A 15,350-nucleotide genomic window follows, 5' to 3' on the forward strand; every position below is an offset into this window, starting at 1 on the left:
GGGCGCCCGGCGCTATCATCGCGCCCATGTCCACCGAACCCGGGCGCACCGGGGCCACCGCCGCGCAGACGGACCCGCCCGTCGACCCCGACGTCGACCTGCGCTCGCCGGGCCAGGTGCGCGAGCTGGCCCGCCGCCCCTGGGCGGTCATCGGCGCGATCGCCGCGGGCGGCGCGATCGGCGCCACCGCCCGGCACGCGGCCGACGTGCTGCTGCCGCACGCCCCCGGCCAGCTCCCGCTGTCCACCCTGCTGGTCAACGTCTCCGGGGCGCTGCTGATCGGCGTCCTCATGGTCGTGGTCGAGGCCCGCCCCGGCTCCCGTCTGCTGCGGCCCTTCCTGGGCACCGGCGTGCTCGGCGGCTACACCACCTTCAGCACCCACGTGGTCGACGTGCAGCACCTGCTGGAGGCCGGGCGCCCCGGCTGGGCGCTGCTCTACCTGGGCGGCACCCTGTTCGGCGCGCTGGCCGCGGTGGCGGCCGGCGTCGCGGCGGCCGAGGCGGTCCTGCGGAAGGGGAAGCGATGACCTGGCTGATGGTCGCCCTGGGCGCCGCCGTGGGCGCCCCGCTGCGCTACCTGGCCGACCGGTTCGTCCAGGCCCGCCACGACTCGGTGTTCCCGTGGGGCACCCACGCCGCCAACGCCACCGCCTGCCTGCTGCTGGGCTTCACGGCCGCCCTGGCCCTGCCCCCGGCGGTGGCGGCGTTCGCCGGGACGGGGCTGTTGGGCGCCCTGTCCACCTACTCCACGTTCGGCTACGAGACCTACCGGCTGGTCCGCACCGGCGCCCGCTTCCTCGCATTCGCCAACGCGGCGGCGTCGATCGCGGCCGGCCTGGGCGCGGCCCTGATCGGCGCCGCCGTCGCGCGCTCGATCACCGGCTGAGTCAGGCCGCCGCGGCGGGCTCGGGCCGCTGGGCCGGGGAGGGGCGGCGGCCCCAGAACTGCAGGCCCACCAGCACCGCGGTCATCGCCATGCCGATCAGGTCGGTCGTGGTGCCGGGCATGAACACCAGCACGGCCGCGACCACCAGCAGCAGGCGCTCCACGAGCGCCGTGCGGCGCAGCATGAAGCCCTCCAGCGCCACCGCGGCCGCGACCAGCCCCACCATGCCGCTGGCCACGGAGAAGACGATCTCCCCCAGGGTGCCGTTCAGCATGATCGACGAGTAGGCCATCAGGAGCGGGATCAGGTACAGCCCCTTGGCGAACTTCCACGCCGCCAGGCCGGTGCGGGTCGGCGAGGCGCCGGCGATGCCCGAGGCCGAGAAGGCCGCCAGCGCCACCGGCGGGGTGACGTTGGAGTCCTGGCTGTACCAGTAGACGATCATGTGCGCCACGATCAGCGGCAGGCCCAGCGTCTCCAGCGCCGGACCGGCCAGCACGATCAGCACGATGTAGGCGGCGGTCACCGGCAGGCCCAGCCCCAGCACCAGGGAGGCCAGCGCCACCAGCACCAGGGTGAGCAGCAGGCTTCCCGCGGCCGCGTCGATGATCATCCCGGACAGCTTCAGGCCCAGCGAGGTCTGGCCCACCACGCCCACGATGATCCCGGCGACGCCGGTGGCCACCGAGACCGGCAGCACGTTGCGCGCGGTCAGCGCGAACACCTCGGCGATGCCCGACAGCGTCAGGCGGCTGGCGCCGCGCAGCATCGCCACCACGAACAGCGCCCCGATGGCGTAGATGCCCGCGCGCAGCGGCGGGACGTAGGCCAGCAGCAGGGTCACCAGGAGCAGCAGCGGCGCCAGGAAGTGCCACCCGGCGGCCAGGGTGGTGCGCAGCCGGGGCAGCTGCCCGGACGGCATGCCGCCGATCCCGTTCTTGCGCGCCAGGATGTCCACGAACAGGAAGACCACCGCGAAGTACATCAGCGCCGGGATGATGGCGACCTTCACGATGTCGGCGTAGGGCACGCCCATCATCTCGGCCATCACGAACGCCCCGGCGCCCATCACCGGCGGCAGCAGCTGCCCGCCGGTGGAGGCCGCCGCCTCCACCCCGGCCGCCTCGTGCTTCTTGTAGCCGACCCGCTTCATCATCGGGATGGTGAAGGCGCCGGTGGTGACCGTGTTGGCGATCGCGCTGCCGGTGATCGAGCCCATCATGGCGCTGCCGACCACCGCGCCCTTGGCCGGGCCGCCGGCGAACCGGCCGGTGAGCGCGTAGGCCAGGCCGATGAAGAAGTCGCCGCCCCCGGTCTTCTGCAGCAGCGCCCCGAAGAAGATGAACGCGAAGACGAACGTGGCCGCGACGCCGAGCGGGACCCCGAAGACGCCGTCGTCGGACAGGTAGCTGTAGGTGGCGATCCGCTGGTACAGCTGCCCGCTGTGCGAGAACGGGCCGGGGATCAGCGGCCCGATCCAGGAGTAGAAGAGGAAGGCCAGGCCCAGGAAGGCCATGAACGGGCCGATGGCGCGGCGGCAGGCCTCCAGCAGCAGGAGCAGGGCGATGACCGACACCAGCACGTCGGCCCCGGTGGGGACGCCGCCCGCGCGCAGCACGAGCGCCTCGCGGTTGACGACCGGGTAGAGGGTGACCGCCACCGCGGCGGCCACCAGGAGCAGGTCCACCGCGGCCATCGGCGTGCTGCGGGCCCAGCGGAACCGGGCGGCGGGCTTGAGCAGGAAGACCAGCACGAGCACGAACATCAGGTGCAGCACGCGCTGGACGTAGATGTCCATGCCGATGAAGAGCGCGGTGTAGCCCTGGAAGAGGCCGAAGGCGACGGCGATGGCGAGCGTGGCGGCGCCGACGGCGCGGCCGGCCCGCTCCTCGCCCCAGCGCTCGGCCGCCATGCGCCGCCACAGCGGGCCGGACCCCTCCTCCTCGTCCTCGGTGCCGGGCAGGCGGCGGGATTCGGGCTCGGGAGGGAGCTGCGCGGACGCCGTGGCCGGTCGGGCGCGTCCGGGCTCGTCGGGCTGGTCGTTCATCGGGCTGTCTCGCTCTTTTTCGCGGTCGGGGGGAGGGCGGGCCCGCGCCGCCGCGCCGCCCGGTCGGCGGGCGCGGCGGCGGAGCCGGGCGCGTGCGGCGCTCAGGACTCCTCGGGAAGGACCTCTTCGGGCAGTTCCACGCCGTTGTCCTCGGCCCACTTGACCGCACCGGGGTGCATGGCGACCGACGACTCGGCCATCGTCTCGGGGACGAAGTAGTCCTCGCCGGCGGCGTAGACCGACGTGAGCTGGTCGGTGTTGCCGTACAGCGCGTCGAGCACGTCGTAGGCCTTGTCCTCGGGGAAGTCCGAGGGGACCACCAGCAGGTTCCACAGCGCGATGGTCTCCACGTCGTCGTCGACGGTGGAGTAGGTTCCGCCGCTGATGACGTGCTCGCTGTAGTAGGGGTAGCTGTCGGTGATCTGCTGGCGCTCGTCGTCGCAGAACGGGATCAGGTGGATCGGGTCGGTGGCCTCCAGCTCCAGCAGCGTGTTGTGGCCCTCGCCGACCACCCACGACCCGGCGTCGATGGTGCCGTCGCGCAGCGCGGTGGAGGTGTCGGCGTAGTCGAGGTGCTGCACATCGGTGCTGGTGAAGCCGAGCTCCAGGGCGTTGAAGACGAGCTCGGAGGCCAGCGCGTTGCCGCTGCCGGCCGGACCGGCGGAGAAGCGCTCACCGTCCACGTCGGAGAAGCACTTGTAGTCCTGCTCCTCGTTGATGGATTCGAGCGTGACCGCGTGGTACACGTTCGGGTAGAGCGCGGTCAGCACCTGCGCGTCGACCGCGGCGTTCTCGAAGTCCCGTTCCCCGTTCACCGCCTGGGCGGTGGCGTCGGACTGGGCGATCGCCATCTGCAGCTGGCCGCTGCCGATCTGCTTCATGTTGGCCACCGAGGCCTCGGTGGAGGTGGCCGAGGCCGTGGTGCCCTCGACCTCGGAGGAGATCACCTCGGCCAGGGCGCCGCCGAGCGGGTAGTACACGCCGGAGGTGCTGCCGGTGCCGATGGTGATGTCGCCGTAGTCGCCGCCTCCGCCGTCTCCGCCGCCCTGCTGGGCGGGCTGGGCACAGGAGGCGAGCAGCAGGGCGCTCGCGGGGATCGCGGCCAGTGCGAGGGGGTTGCGCATCGTGTGGGGGGTCCTCTCGAAGGCGGGGCGGCGCGGGCGCTCCGGGAGCTCGGGTCTCCGTCGGGTCGTGTCACGTCCCCCGGTGGGCCCGGACGATGCCCCTTCGTGAGTTATTTGTCTGATTCATCGTTGAGATGCGCGAGAAGTCTAGTGATCATCGGCCGGATCGTGCCAGTGGTCCGCCGTTTAAAAGATGGATTGCCGAGCTTCGACCAAAAAGCGCCCCGTGCGAATAATGTCGGAAATGCGACCATTCGCACGGGGCGGACGCCCGGGTATCGGGCCTGTCAGCAGGGAAGGAACGGGTCGGGCCCGGCCCAGCCCTCCGCGTCGCGGCGGCGCACCTCGGCCAGCTCGTCCTCGGAGAGCACCCGCGGGGCGCCGAGCGCGCGGCCGCGCGCGTAGACCCCGCACAGCCACTCCAGCAGCCGCATGTTCTCGAAGGCGTGGTCGGCGTCCTCGCCGGAGGCGGCGCCGCCCAGGCAGGCCAGCAGTGCGGCGCTCCTGCCCTTGAACGCCTTGACGGCCTGGTCGGCCAGGTCGCCCGAGCCGTAGGCGGCGTACCCGGCGACCGGGATCGCGCCGCCGAGCCGGGCCGCGGCCTGGTGCACCGGCGGCAGTTCGGGCAGCACCGCCGCGACCGCGGCGGCGTGCTCACCGGGCGCCTGCACCAGCGCGCCGGCGGCGGTGCACCGGTGCACGGCGATGTGCAGGGTGGTGTCGGCGGCGGGGGCGCGGCGCCCCTCCAGGACGCCGCCCTCCAGGGAGAGCACGGGGCAGTCGGCGGGCTCGACGCGGTCCAGCGGGACCCCGGCGGGGGTGACGGCGATCAGGTCGCCGGAGCGGACGCTGACGGTGCCGGACCCGCCGTGGGCGAGGCCCTCGGCGGCCAGGCGGCGTGCGGTCCGGGAGGCGTCCCTGCGCTCTTGCTCTAGAAGCATGGTCGCTCGCGTGGTCGGGCCGGTGCGGTGCGGCCGGCGGTTGCGGGGTGCATGGGGGGCCTTAGGTATGCCTTATCTACGTTACCTCCCCTTGGGGTGGTGTTGTCCAGGGCGTTCACCCCCGCGCCGGGGTGGTCCGCGCCACCGCGGGCCTCCGGTCCACCCCCAAGGGATGGTCACGGACCGTTACCGAAACGCGTCCTGTTGCGTGATGTGAACCACGGTTGCGTGTCGTTCTTGTGTATGTTTATGCAGGTCAGGGTCGTGATTTTAGAAGGTCACGATAAAGTAACGCCAGGTTTAAAGTGTTTTGAGGCGTTTCTGCTGGGCAGGACGGTTCCGTGATGCAACCCTACGTAACCCTTCCGAGTAAGCAGTACCTGTCGGAACCGGGGGCGACCACCGCCGCGAGCATGTTCGTCGGCGGCCGGTGGTGCGCGGCCGCCGAGGGCGGCACGCGCGATGTCCTCAACCCCTACGACGCCTCGGTCCTCACCGTGGTCAGCGAGGGGACCCGGGCCGACGCCGACGCGGCCGTGGCCGCGGCCCGGCGCGCCTTCGACGAGGGCTCCTGGCGCCGCACGCCCGCGGGCGAGCGCGGGGAGGTCCTCGGCCGGATCGCCGACCTCCTGCAGCGCGACCGCGAGGAGATCGCGCTCATGGAGTCCCTGGACACCGGGAAGACGCGGGAGGAGGGCCGGATCGACGTCGACGACGTCACCGGCGTCTTCCGCTACTACGCCGGGCTGGCCGACAAGGACGCCGGGCGGATCGTCTCCACGCCCGAGGGGATCTTCAGCCGCGTCGTCTACGAGCCCGTGGGCGTCTGCGCGATGATCACCCCCTGGAACTACCCGCTGCTCCAGCTCGCCTGGAAGATGGCCCCGGCCATCGCCGCGGGCAACACCATGGTGATCAAGCCCAGTGAGATCACCCCGGTCACCACCTGCAAGCTGGTGGAGCTGGCCGTGGAGGCGGGCGTGCCCGCCGACGGCGTGGTCAACCTGGTGCTGGGCACCGGCGCCGAGGTGGGCGCCGCCATGGTCGAGCACCCCGGCGTCGACCTGGTCTCCTTCACCGGCGGCCTGGCCACCGGCAAGCGGATCATGGCCTCGGCCGCCGAGACGGTCAAGAAGATCGCCCTGGAACTGGGCGGGAAGAACCCCAACATCATCTTCCCCGACGTCGACCTGGACACCGCGGTCGACTACGCGCTCAACGCGGCCTTCTTCCACTCCGGCCAGGTCTGCTCGGCCGGGGCGCGGCTGATCGTGCACGAGGAGATCCACGACGCCTTCACCGCCGAGCTGGCCCGCCGCGCCGAGGCCATCGTCATCGGCTCGGGCCTGAAGGACGACGAGGGCGTGCGCTGCGGCCCGCTCGTCTCCGCCGAGCACCGGGCCAAGGTCGAGGCCGCGGTCGCCCGCGGCATCGAGGAGGGCGCGAAGGTCATCGCCGGGGGCAAGAGGCCCGACGACCCCGAGCTCCGGAACGGCTACTTCTACCGGCCCACCGTGTTCACCGGCTGCTCGCGCGGGATGGACATCGTGCAGACCGAGGTGTTCGGCCCGGTCGTCACGGTCGAGACGTTCCGCACCGAGGACGAGGCGGTCGAGCTCGGCAACGACACCGACTACGGCCTGTCCGGCGCGGTGTGGACGAGCGACACCGGCCGCGGCGAGCGCGTCGCCGCCGCCCTGCGCCACGGCACCGTGTGGATCAACGACTACGGCCCCTACTTCGCGGGCGCCGAGTGGGGCGGGTTCAAACGCTCCGGCGTCGGGCGCGAGCTGGGCCAGGCGGGGCTCGACGAGTACCGCGAGGCCAAGCACATCTACCGCAACCTCGCCCCCGAACCGCAGCGCTGGTTCGGCGAGGTCTGAGCGCCGCCCGCGCACGTCCCCCGTCCCCGGAACCACCTGGAGCGCCCATGAGCGGAAACGACCGCACCTATGACTACGTGATCGTCGGCGGCGGCACCGCCGGCTCGGTGATCGCCAACCGGCTCACCGAAGACCCCTCGGTCAGCGTCTGCGTGATCGAGGGCGGCCCCTCCGACCGCGGCCTGGACCGTGTGCTGAACCTGCGCGAGTGGCTGGGCCTGCTGGAGAGCGACCTGGACTACGGGTACACCACGACCGAGCAGCCGCGCGGCAACTCGCACATCGTGCACTCGCGCGCCCGCGTGCTCGGCGGGTGCTCCTCGCACAACACGCTGATCAGCTTCCGCCCGTTCGCCGAGGACCTCGACGAGTGGGTGGCCGCCGGAGCCGAGGGCTGGGACAACGCCACCGTGCAGTCCTACGCCGACCGGCTCAAGAACAACATCGTCCCCATCGCCGAGAAGGACCGCAACGACCTGGTCAAGGACTGGGTCCAGGCCTCGGCGAAGGCCACCGGCGTCCCCGTGGTGGAGGACTTCAACGCGAAGACCTCGCACGGCGGCGGGTTCCGCGACGGCGTCGGGTTCCTGTCGATCTCCTACGACCCCTACACCGGGCAGCGCTCCTCGGCGTCGGTCGCCTACCTGCACCCGATCATGGACGTGCGGGAGAACCTGGCGCTGATGCTCGAGACCTGGGCCGAGCGGATCGTCTTCGACGGCGACCGCGCCACCGGCGTCGAGGCCGTCACCGCCGACGGCGAGCGGGTCACGGTGTCGGCGCGCAGCGAGGTCATCCTCAGCGCCGGGGCGATCGACACCCCGCGCCTGATGCTGCTCTCCGGCGTCGGCCCCAAGGGCGACCTGGAGCAGGTCGGCATCGACGTGCGGCACGACCTGCCGGGCGTCGGCGAGAACCTGATGGACCACCCCGAGTCCATCATCATGTGGGAGACCACCAGGGACGTCCCGGACGAGACGGTCATGCACTCCGACGGCGCGCTGTTCATCCGCCGCGACGAGTCCGACCCCCGACCGGACCTGATGTTCCACACGTACCAGATCCCCTTCGACGACAACACGAAGCGGCTGGGCTATGAGTCTCCGGGGTGGAAGCGCGCCATGTGCATGACGCCGAACATCCCGCGCTCGCGTTCGCGGGGCAAGCTCTGGCTGAAGAGCTCCGACCCGAAGGAGAAGCCGGCGCTGGACTTCCGCTACTTCACCGACCCCGACGGCTACGACGAGCAGACCATCGTCGACGGGCTGAAGATCGCGCGGAGGATCGCCGAGACCGAGCCGTTCAAGTCCTGGATCGCCCGCGAGGTCGCCCCGGGTCCGGACGTCGTCACCGACGAACAGCTCTCCGAGTACGGGCGGCGCGCGGCGCACACCGTGTACCACCCGGCCGGCACGTGCAAGATGGGCGCCGCCGACGACGCGGCCGCCGTGGTCGACCCGAAGCTGAGGGTCCGCGGCCTGCGGGGCCTGCGGATCGCCGACGCGTCGGTGTTCCCGACCATGCCTTCGCCCAACCCGATGGTCACCGTTCTGGCCGTCGGTGAGCGCGCCGCGGACCTGATCCGCGCCGACCGCGCCTCCTAGAGACTCCGCAGCCACCGCGGGGGAGCCGGCCCGGTTCCGTGCCCGGCTCCCCCGCGACCTGTGGTCCGTGTCCCGTCCCCCCGAACGGCGCCGGCCCCTCCGGCGCCCTGAATCCGACGAGCGCCGCCGCGCGCACGGCCGTGCTGTGCGCGAAGCGGCCATCAGAGGTGGCTTCCTTCTATGAGTTCCGCAGTGAACGACCCACAACTCAACACCGGACAACCGAATACCCCCTCCACGCCCCCTCCGGACGGCGAGGCCAAGTTCTCCGTCCAGAACCTGTGGAAGATCTTCGGCAGGCGCGCCGAGCGCATCATCGGCAGCGAGCACGAGCACGGCACCCGCGACGAGGTCCGCGAGGCGACCGGCTGCACCATCGCGGTGCGCGACGTCTCCTTCGACGTCCGCCCCGGTGAGACGTTCGTGGTGATGGGCCTGTCCGGTTCGGGCAAGTCCACGCTCATCCGCTGCCTGACCCGGCTCATCGAGCCCACCGCGGGCTCCGTGCTGCTCGACGGCGAGGACATCCGGCAGATGTCCCCGGCCGCGCTGCGCGAGCTGCGCCGCCGCAAGGCCGCCATGGTCTTCCAGCACTTCGGCCTGCTGCCCAACCGCACCATCATCGACAACGTCGCCTACGGCCTGGAGGTGCGCGGCACGTCCAGGGCCCAGCGCCACGCCCGCGCCGCCGAGATGATCGAAATGGTCGGCCTGGCCGGGTACGAGACCTCCCGCCCCGGCCAGCTCAGCGGCGGCATGCAGCAGCGCGTCGGCCTCGCCCGCGCCCTCGCGGTCGACCCGGAGGTGCTGCTGTTCGACGAGCCGTTCAGCGCGCTCGACCCGCTGATCCGCCGGGACATGCAGAACGAGGTGCTGCGCCTGCAGAAGGAGCTGCGCAAGACCTCGGTCTTCATCACCCACGACCTGGACGAGGCGCTCAAGCTCGGCGACCGCATCGCGATCATGCGCGACGGCGCGCTGGTGCAGGTCGGCACCGCCGAGGAGGTCGTCGGCAGCCCCGCCGACGACTACGTGCGCGACTTCGTCTCCGACGTCTCGCGCATCGAGGTGCTGACGCTGCGCTCGCTGATGCGCCCGGCCCGCGACGGGGAGCCGCTGGACGGCCCCGAGGCCGCCCCCTCCACCCTGGCCGGGGAGGCCGTGGCGGTGGCCGCCGGGGCCTCGGCCCCGGTGCGCGTCACCGAGGGCGGGCGCCTGCTCGGCGTCGTCGGCCGCGAGGACCTGCTGCGCGTCATCGCCGAGGACCGCGCGCAGGCGCCCGCCGCCACCGCGGGGGTGTGAGCATGACCGCGACCACCGCGACCCCTGAGAACGCCGAGGCGCCCCGCAAGCTCCCCGACCCGGGCGGCGACCTGCGGCCGGGCGGCGCCGCCGTGCTGCGCTCGGCGCTGTCCCGCACCTGGGTGCAGGCCGCGGCCGTGGCGGCGGTGCTGGTGCTCGCCGCGGCGCTGCCGCTGCCCGGCGGCGTCACCGCCTTCCCGGGAGGTCCGGGCGAGTGGCTGGACGGCCGCCTCAAGGAGCTCTTCTCCTGGGTGGTGTCCAACCGCGACACCAGCCCGCTGTTCGTGTACGGCTTCAACTACGTCTCGGTCTACCTGGGCTCGGCCGTCGTCCTCATCGACGACCTGCTGACCGCCCTGACCTGGACCGGCGTCACGGTGCTCGGCGTTCTGGCCGCGTGGCGGCTGGCCGGGTGGCGGGTCATGCTCGTCGTCCTGGCCGCCTTCGCCGTCTTCGGGCTGTTCGGCCTCTGGGAAGAGGCCATGGAGACGCTGGCGCTGATCACCGCGGCGGTGCTGCTGGCCCTGCTGGTGGGGCTGCCGCTGGGCATCTGGTCCGGGCGCAGCGACCGCGCGGAGCGCGTGATGCGGCCGGTGCTGGACTTCATGCAGACCATGCCGGCCTTCGCCTACCTGATGCCGATGCTGCTGATGTTCGGCATCGGCAATCCGTCGGCGGCGGTGGCCACCGCCATCTACGCGCTGCCCCCGGCCGTGCGCATCACCTCGATGGCGCTGCGCGGCGTGGACAAGGGCGCCGTGGAGGCCGCCGAGTCGCTCGGGTCGACCCGGCTGCAGATGCTGCTGAAGGTGCGGCTGCCGCTGGCCAAGCGCACCATCATGCTCGGCGTCAACCAGACCATCATGCTGGGCGTGTCCATGGTCGTCATCGCGTCGGTCATCGGCGCGGGCGGCCTGGGCGACGCCGTCTACCAGGCGCTGCAGAAGGACCGCATCGGCCTGGCCCTGGAGGCCGGGCTGGCCATCGTCATGCTCGCCATCTCGATGGACCGGGTCACCGGCGCCATCGGCCACGGCCGCCCGGTGCCGCCGCCGTGGAAGCGGCTGGCCTTCGGCGCCGGCCTGGTCGCCGCCCTGGCGGTGTTCCTGCTGCCCACCCCGCTGCGCGCGGTGGACGGCTGGCCGCGCGGGTGGGAGCTGGACCTGGCCACCCCGGCGCAGGCCTTCTACGAGGCCATGAAGGACACCATCGGCCCGTTCACCTCCGCGCTCGGCGACTGGACCGTGGTGTGGGTGCTGGAGCCGCTGCACGCCGTGCTGGCCGGCGCCCCGTGGTGGCTGGTCATCGCCGCCGCCGCGGTGCTCGGCGGGCTGTTCGCCGGACGCCGGGCCGCCGCCGTCGGCGTGCTGTCGCTGCTGGCCATGGGCCTGATGGGGCAGTGGGGCAACGGCATGAACACGCTCTCGCAGGTGCTGCTGGCGACCGTGCTGGTGGTGGCGCTGGGCGTGGTGCTCGGCATCGGCATGTCGCGCAGCGACCGGGCCGCGGCCGTGGTCCGCCCGGTGCTGGACGCCATGCAGACCCTTCCCCCCTTCGTGTACCTGATCCCGGCCGTGGCGCTGTTCAGCGTGGGGCGCGTCCCCGCGCTGGTCGCCGCGGTGGTGTTCGCGCTCCCGCCGGTGATCCGGCTGGTGAACGACGGGATCCGGGGCGTTCCGGCGAACACCGTGGAGGCCGCCCGCTCGCTGGGCTCCTCCTCCTCGCAGCTCCTGGCCAAGGTGCAGCTGCCGCTGGCGCGCTCGTCGCTGCTGCTGGCGGTGAACCAGGCGATCATGCTCATCCTCTCGATGGTCGTGATCGGCGCCCTGGTCGGCGGAGGCGCGCTCGGATACGACGTCGTCTTCGGCCTCAAGCAGAACGAGTTCGGAACGGGACTCACCGCGGGCCTGGCCATCGTGTGCCTGGGCCTCCTCCTCGACCGCATGACCCAAGGCAGGAAGAACAATGCGTAGAACGACCGCTACCCGTACCGCTTCGATCGCCGTCAAGGGGGCGGCCGCCGTCTCCGCCATGGCGGTGCTGTCCGCCTGTGGCGGCGCCACCTCCTCCGACGTGGCCGGCAGCGACGAGACCGTCCGCATCGCCGTCAACGGCTGGGTGGGCTATGAGGCCTCCGCCGCGGTGATGGCCTACCTCCTGGAGGAGGAGATGGGCGTCAAGGTCGACCAGCAGAAGATCGACGAGCAGCCCTCCTGGCAGGGGCTCAACGACGGCGACCTCGACGTGATCCTGGAGAACTGGGGCCACGAGGACCTGATGGAGCAGTACGGCCCCGACGGCAACGGCACCGTCGTCGACGGCGGCCCGAACGGCAACACCGGGACGCTGGGCTGGTACGTGCCCAAGTACCTGGTGGACGAGAAGCCCGAGCTGGCCACGTGGGAGGGGATCAAGGACAACACCGACCTGTTCAAGACCCCCGAGAGCGGCGACAAGGGCGAGTTCCTGGCGGCGGACCCGGCCTTCGTCACCCAGGACCAGGGCATGATCAACCACTTCGACATGGACCTGAAGATCGTCCACGCCGGGTCCGAGGCCGCGCAGATCACCGAGATGCAGGAGCGGTACTCCAAGGAGGAGCCGTTCCTGGCCTACTTCTACGACCCGCAGTGGCTGCAGAGCGAGATCGACCTCGTCCACGTGGAGTTCCCCGAGTACGAGGAGGGCTGCGCGGACGACGAGGAGGACGTGTCCTGCGGGTACCCCCAGTACGACCTGAACAAGATCTTCAGCAAGGAGTTCGCGGACGCCGACTCCCCGGCCTACCGGCTGCTGAAGAACTGGGAGTGGACCAACGAGGACCAGAACGAGGTCGCCAAGATGATCGCCGACGACGGGATGGACCCCGAGGAGGCGGCTGAGAAGTGGGTCACCGACAACGGTGACGTGTGGAAGGACTGGATCCCCGCGGACGCCTGATCCGCGAGGGCACCTAGAATTGTCTGGTATGTGCGGCGACGGGCGGTGTTTCCGTCGCCGCACATTTCTGTCCGGTTCCCCGGCCGGGCGGAGCCTGTCCTGCCCTCCGATCCCCCTTTCCTCCGGCCCCCTGCGATCCCCGAGGCGGTAGTCCCCATGTCCGGTAACCCCACCACGCCGACCACCCCCCGACGGGCGGTGAAGGCCCTCGCCCTGACCCTCGCGGCCGGGCTCGCCGCCTCGTGCGGCGCCCCGGACGGCGACGCCGGGGGCGGCACGGGCGGCGACGCCCCCGTGCGCATGGCGGTCAACGGCTGGGTGGGGTACGAGGCCTCCGCCGCCGTGCTGTCCCACCTCATCGAGTCCGAGCTCGGCGGCACGGTCGAGAAGGTGGAGGACGACGAGGAGACGTCCTGGCACAGGCTGGCCGAGGGCGAGGTCGACGTCATCCTGGAGAACTGGGGCCACCAGGACCTGATGGACCTGTACGGCGCCGAGGAGAGCCCGCTGGTCGTGGACGGCGGTCCGAACGGCAACGACGGGCGCATCGGCTGGTACGTGCCGGAGTACGTGGTGGACGAGTATCCCGAGGTGGCGACCTACGAAGGGCTCGCGAAGCACACCGACCTGTTCCGCACCGGCGGGGGCGATGGGCCCGGCCGGTTCCTGGGCGCCGACCCCACCTTCGTCACCCAGGACCAGGGGATGATCAACCACTTCGGCCTGGACCTGGAGATCGAGTACGCCGGGTCCGAGGAGGAGCAGCTCGAGGAGGTCCGGGCGGCCTACGAGAAGGAGGAGCCGGTGCTCTTCTACTTCTACGAGCCGCAGTGGATGACCGAGGAGATGGACCTGGTCAAGGTCGAGTTCCCCGAGTACGTCGACCTGTGCGAGATCGACCCCGACGACGTCGCCTGCGACTACCCCGAGTACGAGCTGAACAAGGTCTTCGCCAAGCCGTTCGCCGACGGCGACTCCCCGGCGTACCGGCTGCTGGAGAACTGGCAGTGGACCAACGAGGACCAGAACGAGGTCGCCGAGATGATCGCCGGTGAGGGCATGGCCCCCGAGGAGGCGGCGGCCGCGTGGGTCGAGGAGAACCCGGACGTGTGGCGGGAGTGGATCCCCGAGGACGCCTGAGCCGCGTCCCGGGAGCATCCCGTGGGACAGGGACCGCCCCGCACCGGACGGCGGTGCGGGGCGGTGCCGGACGGGGATCGGGTCCGGGCTCCGGTCCGGGGCCTCAGCGGGCGGCGCCGGCGAGCGAGCCCGTGGTCTGCCCGGCCTCGTCGTAGATCAGGCAGCTGATGGCGCGGTCGCCGCTGGCGAACGAGTCCTCGGTCGGGACGTAGTACGACAGCTGCAGCTCCGACATGGCGTACTCCAGGCCGACGAAGGACGCGAACTCCTGCTCGCAGAAGGCGCTCGCCTCCTCGTCGACGCCCGCGTCGCCCGGCCACTCGCTGGCCTCCATCTCCGTCTCGGCGTAGACCTCCGAGTCGTGCGGCTCGTCGCAGGAGACCTTGGGGACCTCGGCCACCTCCTGGTCCTCGGCGACGCTCTCGTCGTTGAGGCAGTCGCCGACGGCCACCTCGAAGACGTCGGCGTCCACCTCGCCGGACTCCTCGGCCGCCGAGGCCTGCTCCTCCATCTCGTCGGCGGTCTCCTGCAGGTCCTCGGCCACACCGCCGCAGGCGCTCAGCGCGAGCACGGCGCCCACGGCCCCGGCGGCGGCCGCGGTCCGGACGTTCTTCAGGGGACGGATAAGGGACATCAAAGCAGAACTCCACTGGTGCTCTTGATGGAATGGGGTGGATGGACGATAACAGGGATCGCGGCGGGTGAATTACACATAAGGACGTTCGACCCGAACGATGTGTGTAGATCCCTCGGGTTTCACGTTCGCGTGCCGCACCATCCCAGCTCGGCAGGGGTGTTCGTGGGCGGAGGGCGGGGCGAAAAAAATTTTCTCCTACCCATTGGGGGTGTGCGGACCTGGAGTGTCGTACCCCTGGTGTAGGTGGGCGGCCGGTTGTAGATCTCTTGTGAGTGGTGCGCAAATACAGTCGGATTCCAACCGGAGTACAACCGGATCGCGAATGCGGAGTGCTCTCGGCGGCGCGGGCGGCGCCTTTTAATGTGCCCCGCGCTCGTGCCGCTGTATCCGGGCCGCGGCTCTCCGGAACGAATTAGTGCGGCGACGGGACGATAAGGTTCGCCGCCACCGAGTCAGGCGAGTAGCCGGCAACGAGGACAGGTCGGCGGCCCTCGCGCCAGCGCTGTCGGCCGTCCGGCGCGTGCATGGTCGCCGGAGTGGGCAGCGACGGAGCGAGCGGGGCGGTTCCCGGGCCTTGGCTGCCGGGCGGCAGGCCTCTCGCGGCCCGGGTGGGCGGGCGGATCGGCCGGTCCCCCGCTTCAGGGCCCCCGGCCGGGTGGCGGGCTGGGGGGTGTGGGGTGGAAGGGCGGCGACGAGGACAGGTCAGCGGCCCTCGCCGCAGCGCTGTCGGCTGCAGCGCGTGTGGGCGGTCGCCGTGGTTGGCAGCGACGGAGCGAGCCGGGCGGTTCCCCGGCCCCACCAGCCGGGCGTCTGGTTGCTGGCGGTCCGGGTGGGCCGCGCGGTGGG

Annotated in this window: 12 protein-coding genes; 8 read left to right on the plus strand and 4 right to left on the minus strand. The window is 71.6% G+C overall.

Annotation, left to right across the window (positions count from 1 at the left end; genetic code table 11):
• The first annotated feature begins 26 nt into the window (after positions 1-26).
• A complete protein-coding gene (crcB, locus tag O4J56_RS03225) occupies positions 27-527 on the plus strand; it encodes a fluoride efflux transporter CrcB (protein ID WP_270683543.1) in 501 nt (166 codons plus the stop codon).
• Positions 524-886, plus strand: coding sequence for a fluoride efflux transporter FluC (locus tag O4J56_RS03230; protein WP_270683544.1), 363 nt, complete (start codon positions 524-526; stop codon positions 884-886). Before crcB ends, O4J56_RS03230 begins: the two co-directional genes overlap by 4 nt.
• Before the next feature lies 1 nt (position 887).
• Here the strand turns inward: O4J56_RS03230 and O4J56_RS03235 are convergent, their stop codons facing one another.
• The 3 genes from O4J56_RS03235 to O4J56_RS03245 all read right to left on the minus strand — a co-directional run bounded on the left by O4J56_RS03235 (position 888) and on the right by O4J56_RS03245 (position 4,998).
• On the minus strand, positions 888-2,933 hold the full coding sequence (locus tag O4J56_RS03235) for a TRAP transporter permease (RefSeq protein WP_270683545.1): 2,046 nt from the start codon (positions 2,931-2,933) through the stop codon (positions 888-890).
• 101 nt (positions 2,934-3,034) lie between these two features.
• Positions 3,035-4,057 (minus strand): TAXI family TRAP transporter solute-binding subunit, encoded by a 1,023-nt coding sequence (locus tag O4J56_RS03240; protein WP_270683546.1) that lies wholly within the window; start codon positions 4,055-4,057, stop codon positions 3,035-3,037.
• A 287-nt stretch (positions 4,058-4,344) separates the two neighbouring features.
• Positions 4,345-4,998, minus strand: a complete 654-nt coding sequence (locus tag O4J56_RS03245; RefSeq protein WP_270683547.1) for a class II aldolase/adducin family protein — start codon at positions 4,996-4,998, stop codon at positions 4,345-4,347.
• Positions 4,999-5,342: 344 nt separating this feature from the next.
• Between O4J56_RS03245 and O4J56_RS03250 the strand changes: the two genes are divergently transcribed.
• The 6 genes from O4J56_RS03250 to O4J56_RS03275 all read left to right on the plus strand — a co-directional run bounded on the left by O4J56_RS03250 (position 5,343) and on the right by O4J56_RS03275 (position 13,867).
• Entirely contained in the window at positions 5,343-6,881 is a 1,539-nt protein-coding gene (locus tag O4J56_RS03250) for an aldehyde dehydrogenase family protein (protein ID WP_270683548.1), read from the plus strand.
• Positions 6,882-6,928: 47 nt separating this feature from the next.
• On the plus strand, positions 6,929-8,485 hold the full coding sequence (locus tag O4J56_RS03255) for a GMC family oxidoreductase (protein ID WP_270683549.1): 1,557 nt from the start codon (positions 6,929-6,931) through the stop codon (positions 8,483-8,485).
• Between the two features lie 180 nt (positions 8,486-8,665).
• Positions 8,666-9,787 (plus strand): quaternary amine ABC transporter ATP-binding protein, encoded by a 1,122-nt coding sequence (locus tag O4J56_RS03260; protein ID WP_270683550.1) that lies wholly within the window; start codon positions 8,666-8,668, stop codon positions 9,785-9,787.
• Between the two features lie 2 nt (positions 9,788-9,789).
• The gene (locus O4J56_RS03265; protein WP_408639076.1) at positions 9,790-11,760 is read left to right on the plus strand and encodes an ABC transporter permease; all 1,971 of its coding nucleotides are present in this window, start codon (positions 9,790-9,792) and stop codon (positions 11,758-11,760) included.
• Complete coding sequence (locus tag O4J56_RS03270) at positions 11,753-12,727, plus strand: ABC transporter substrate-binding protein (protein ID WP_270683552.1); 975 nt, start codon at positions 11,753-11,755, stop codon at positions 12,725-12,727. Before O4J56_RS03265 ends, O4J56_RS03270 begins: the two co-directional genes overlap by 8 nt.
• Before the next feature lie 156 nt (positions 12,728-12,883).
• Entirely contained in the window at positions 12,884-13,867 is a 984-nt protein-coding gene (locus tag O4J56_RS03275; protein ID WP_270683553.1) for a glycine betaine ABC transporter substrate-binding protein, read from the plus strand.
• A 103-nt stretch (positions 13,868-13,970) separates the two neighbouring features.
• Here O4J56_RS03275 and O4J56_RS03280 read toward each other — a convergent pair whose 3' ends face one another.
• A complete protein-coding gene (locus O4J56_RS03280; RefSeq protein ID WP_270683554.1) occupies positions 13,971-14,501 on the minus strand; it encodes a septum formation family protein in 531 nt (176 codons plus the stop codon).
• Between the last annotated feature and the right edge of the window lie 849 nt (positions 14,502-15,350).

Source organism: Nocardiopsis endophytica (assembly GCF_027706725.1).
Taxonomy (GTDB): domain Bacteria; phylum Actinomycetota; class Actinomycetes; order Streptosporangiales; family Streptosporangiaceae; genus Nocardiopsis_A; species Nocardiopsis_A endophytica.

What these genes read in the sequence shown, in the direction of transcription:
- crcB (WP_270683543.1), top strand. Translation starts at nt 27, where the DNA reads ATGTCCACCGAACCCGGGCGCACCGGGGCCACCGCCGCGCAGACGGAC.
- O4J56_RS03230 (WP_270683544.1), top strand. Translation starts at nt 524, where the DNA reads ATGACCTGGCTGATGGTCGCCCTGGGCGCCGCCGTGGGCGCCCCGCTG.
- O4J56_RS03235 (WP_270683545.1), bottom strand. Translation starts at nt 2,933, where the DNA reads ATGAACGACCAGCCCGACGAGCCCGGACGCGCCCGACCGGCCACGGCG.
- O4J56_RS03240 (WP_270683546.1), bottom strand. Translation starts at nt 4,057, where the DNA reads ATGCGCAACCCCCTCGCACTGGCCGCGATCCCCGCGAGCGCCCTGCTG.
- O4J56_RS03245 (WP_270683547.1), bottom strand. Translation starts at nt 4,998, where the DNA reads ATGCTTCTAGAGCAAGAGCGCAGGGACGCCTCCCGGACCGCACGCCGC.
- O4J56_RS03250 (WP_270683548.1), top strand. Translation starts at nt 5,343, where the DNA reads ATGCAACCCTACGTAACCCTTCCGAGTAAGCAGTACCTGTCGGAACCG.
- O4J56_RS03255 (WP_270683549.1), top strand. Translation starts at nt 6,929, where the DNA reads ATGAGCGGAAACGACCGCACCTATGACTACGTGATCGTCGGCGGCGGC.
- O4J56_RS03260 (WP_270683550.1), top strand. Translation starts at nt 8,666, where the DNA reads ATGAGTTCCGCAGTGAACGACCCACAACTCAACACCGGACAACCGAAT.
- O4J56_RS03265 (WP_408639076.1), top strand. Translation starts at nt 9,790, where the DNA reads ATGACCGCGACCACCGCGACCCCTGAGAACGCCGAGGCGCCCCGCAAG.
- O4J56_RS03270 (WP_270683552.1), top strand. Translation starts at nt 11,753, where the DNA reads ATGCGTAGAACGACCGCTACCCGTACCGCTTCGATCGCCGTCAAGGGG.
- O4J56_RS03275 (WP_270683553.1), top strand. Translation starts at nt 12,884, where the DNA reads ATGTCCGGTAACCCCACCACGCCGACCACCCCCCGACGGGCGGTGAAG.
- O4J56_RS03280 (WP_270683554.1), bottom strand. Translation starts at nt 14,501, where the DNA reads ATGTCCCTTATCCGTCCCCTGAAGAACGTCCGGACCGCGGCCGCCGCC.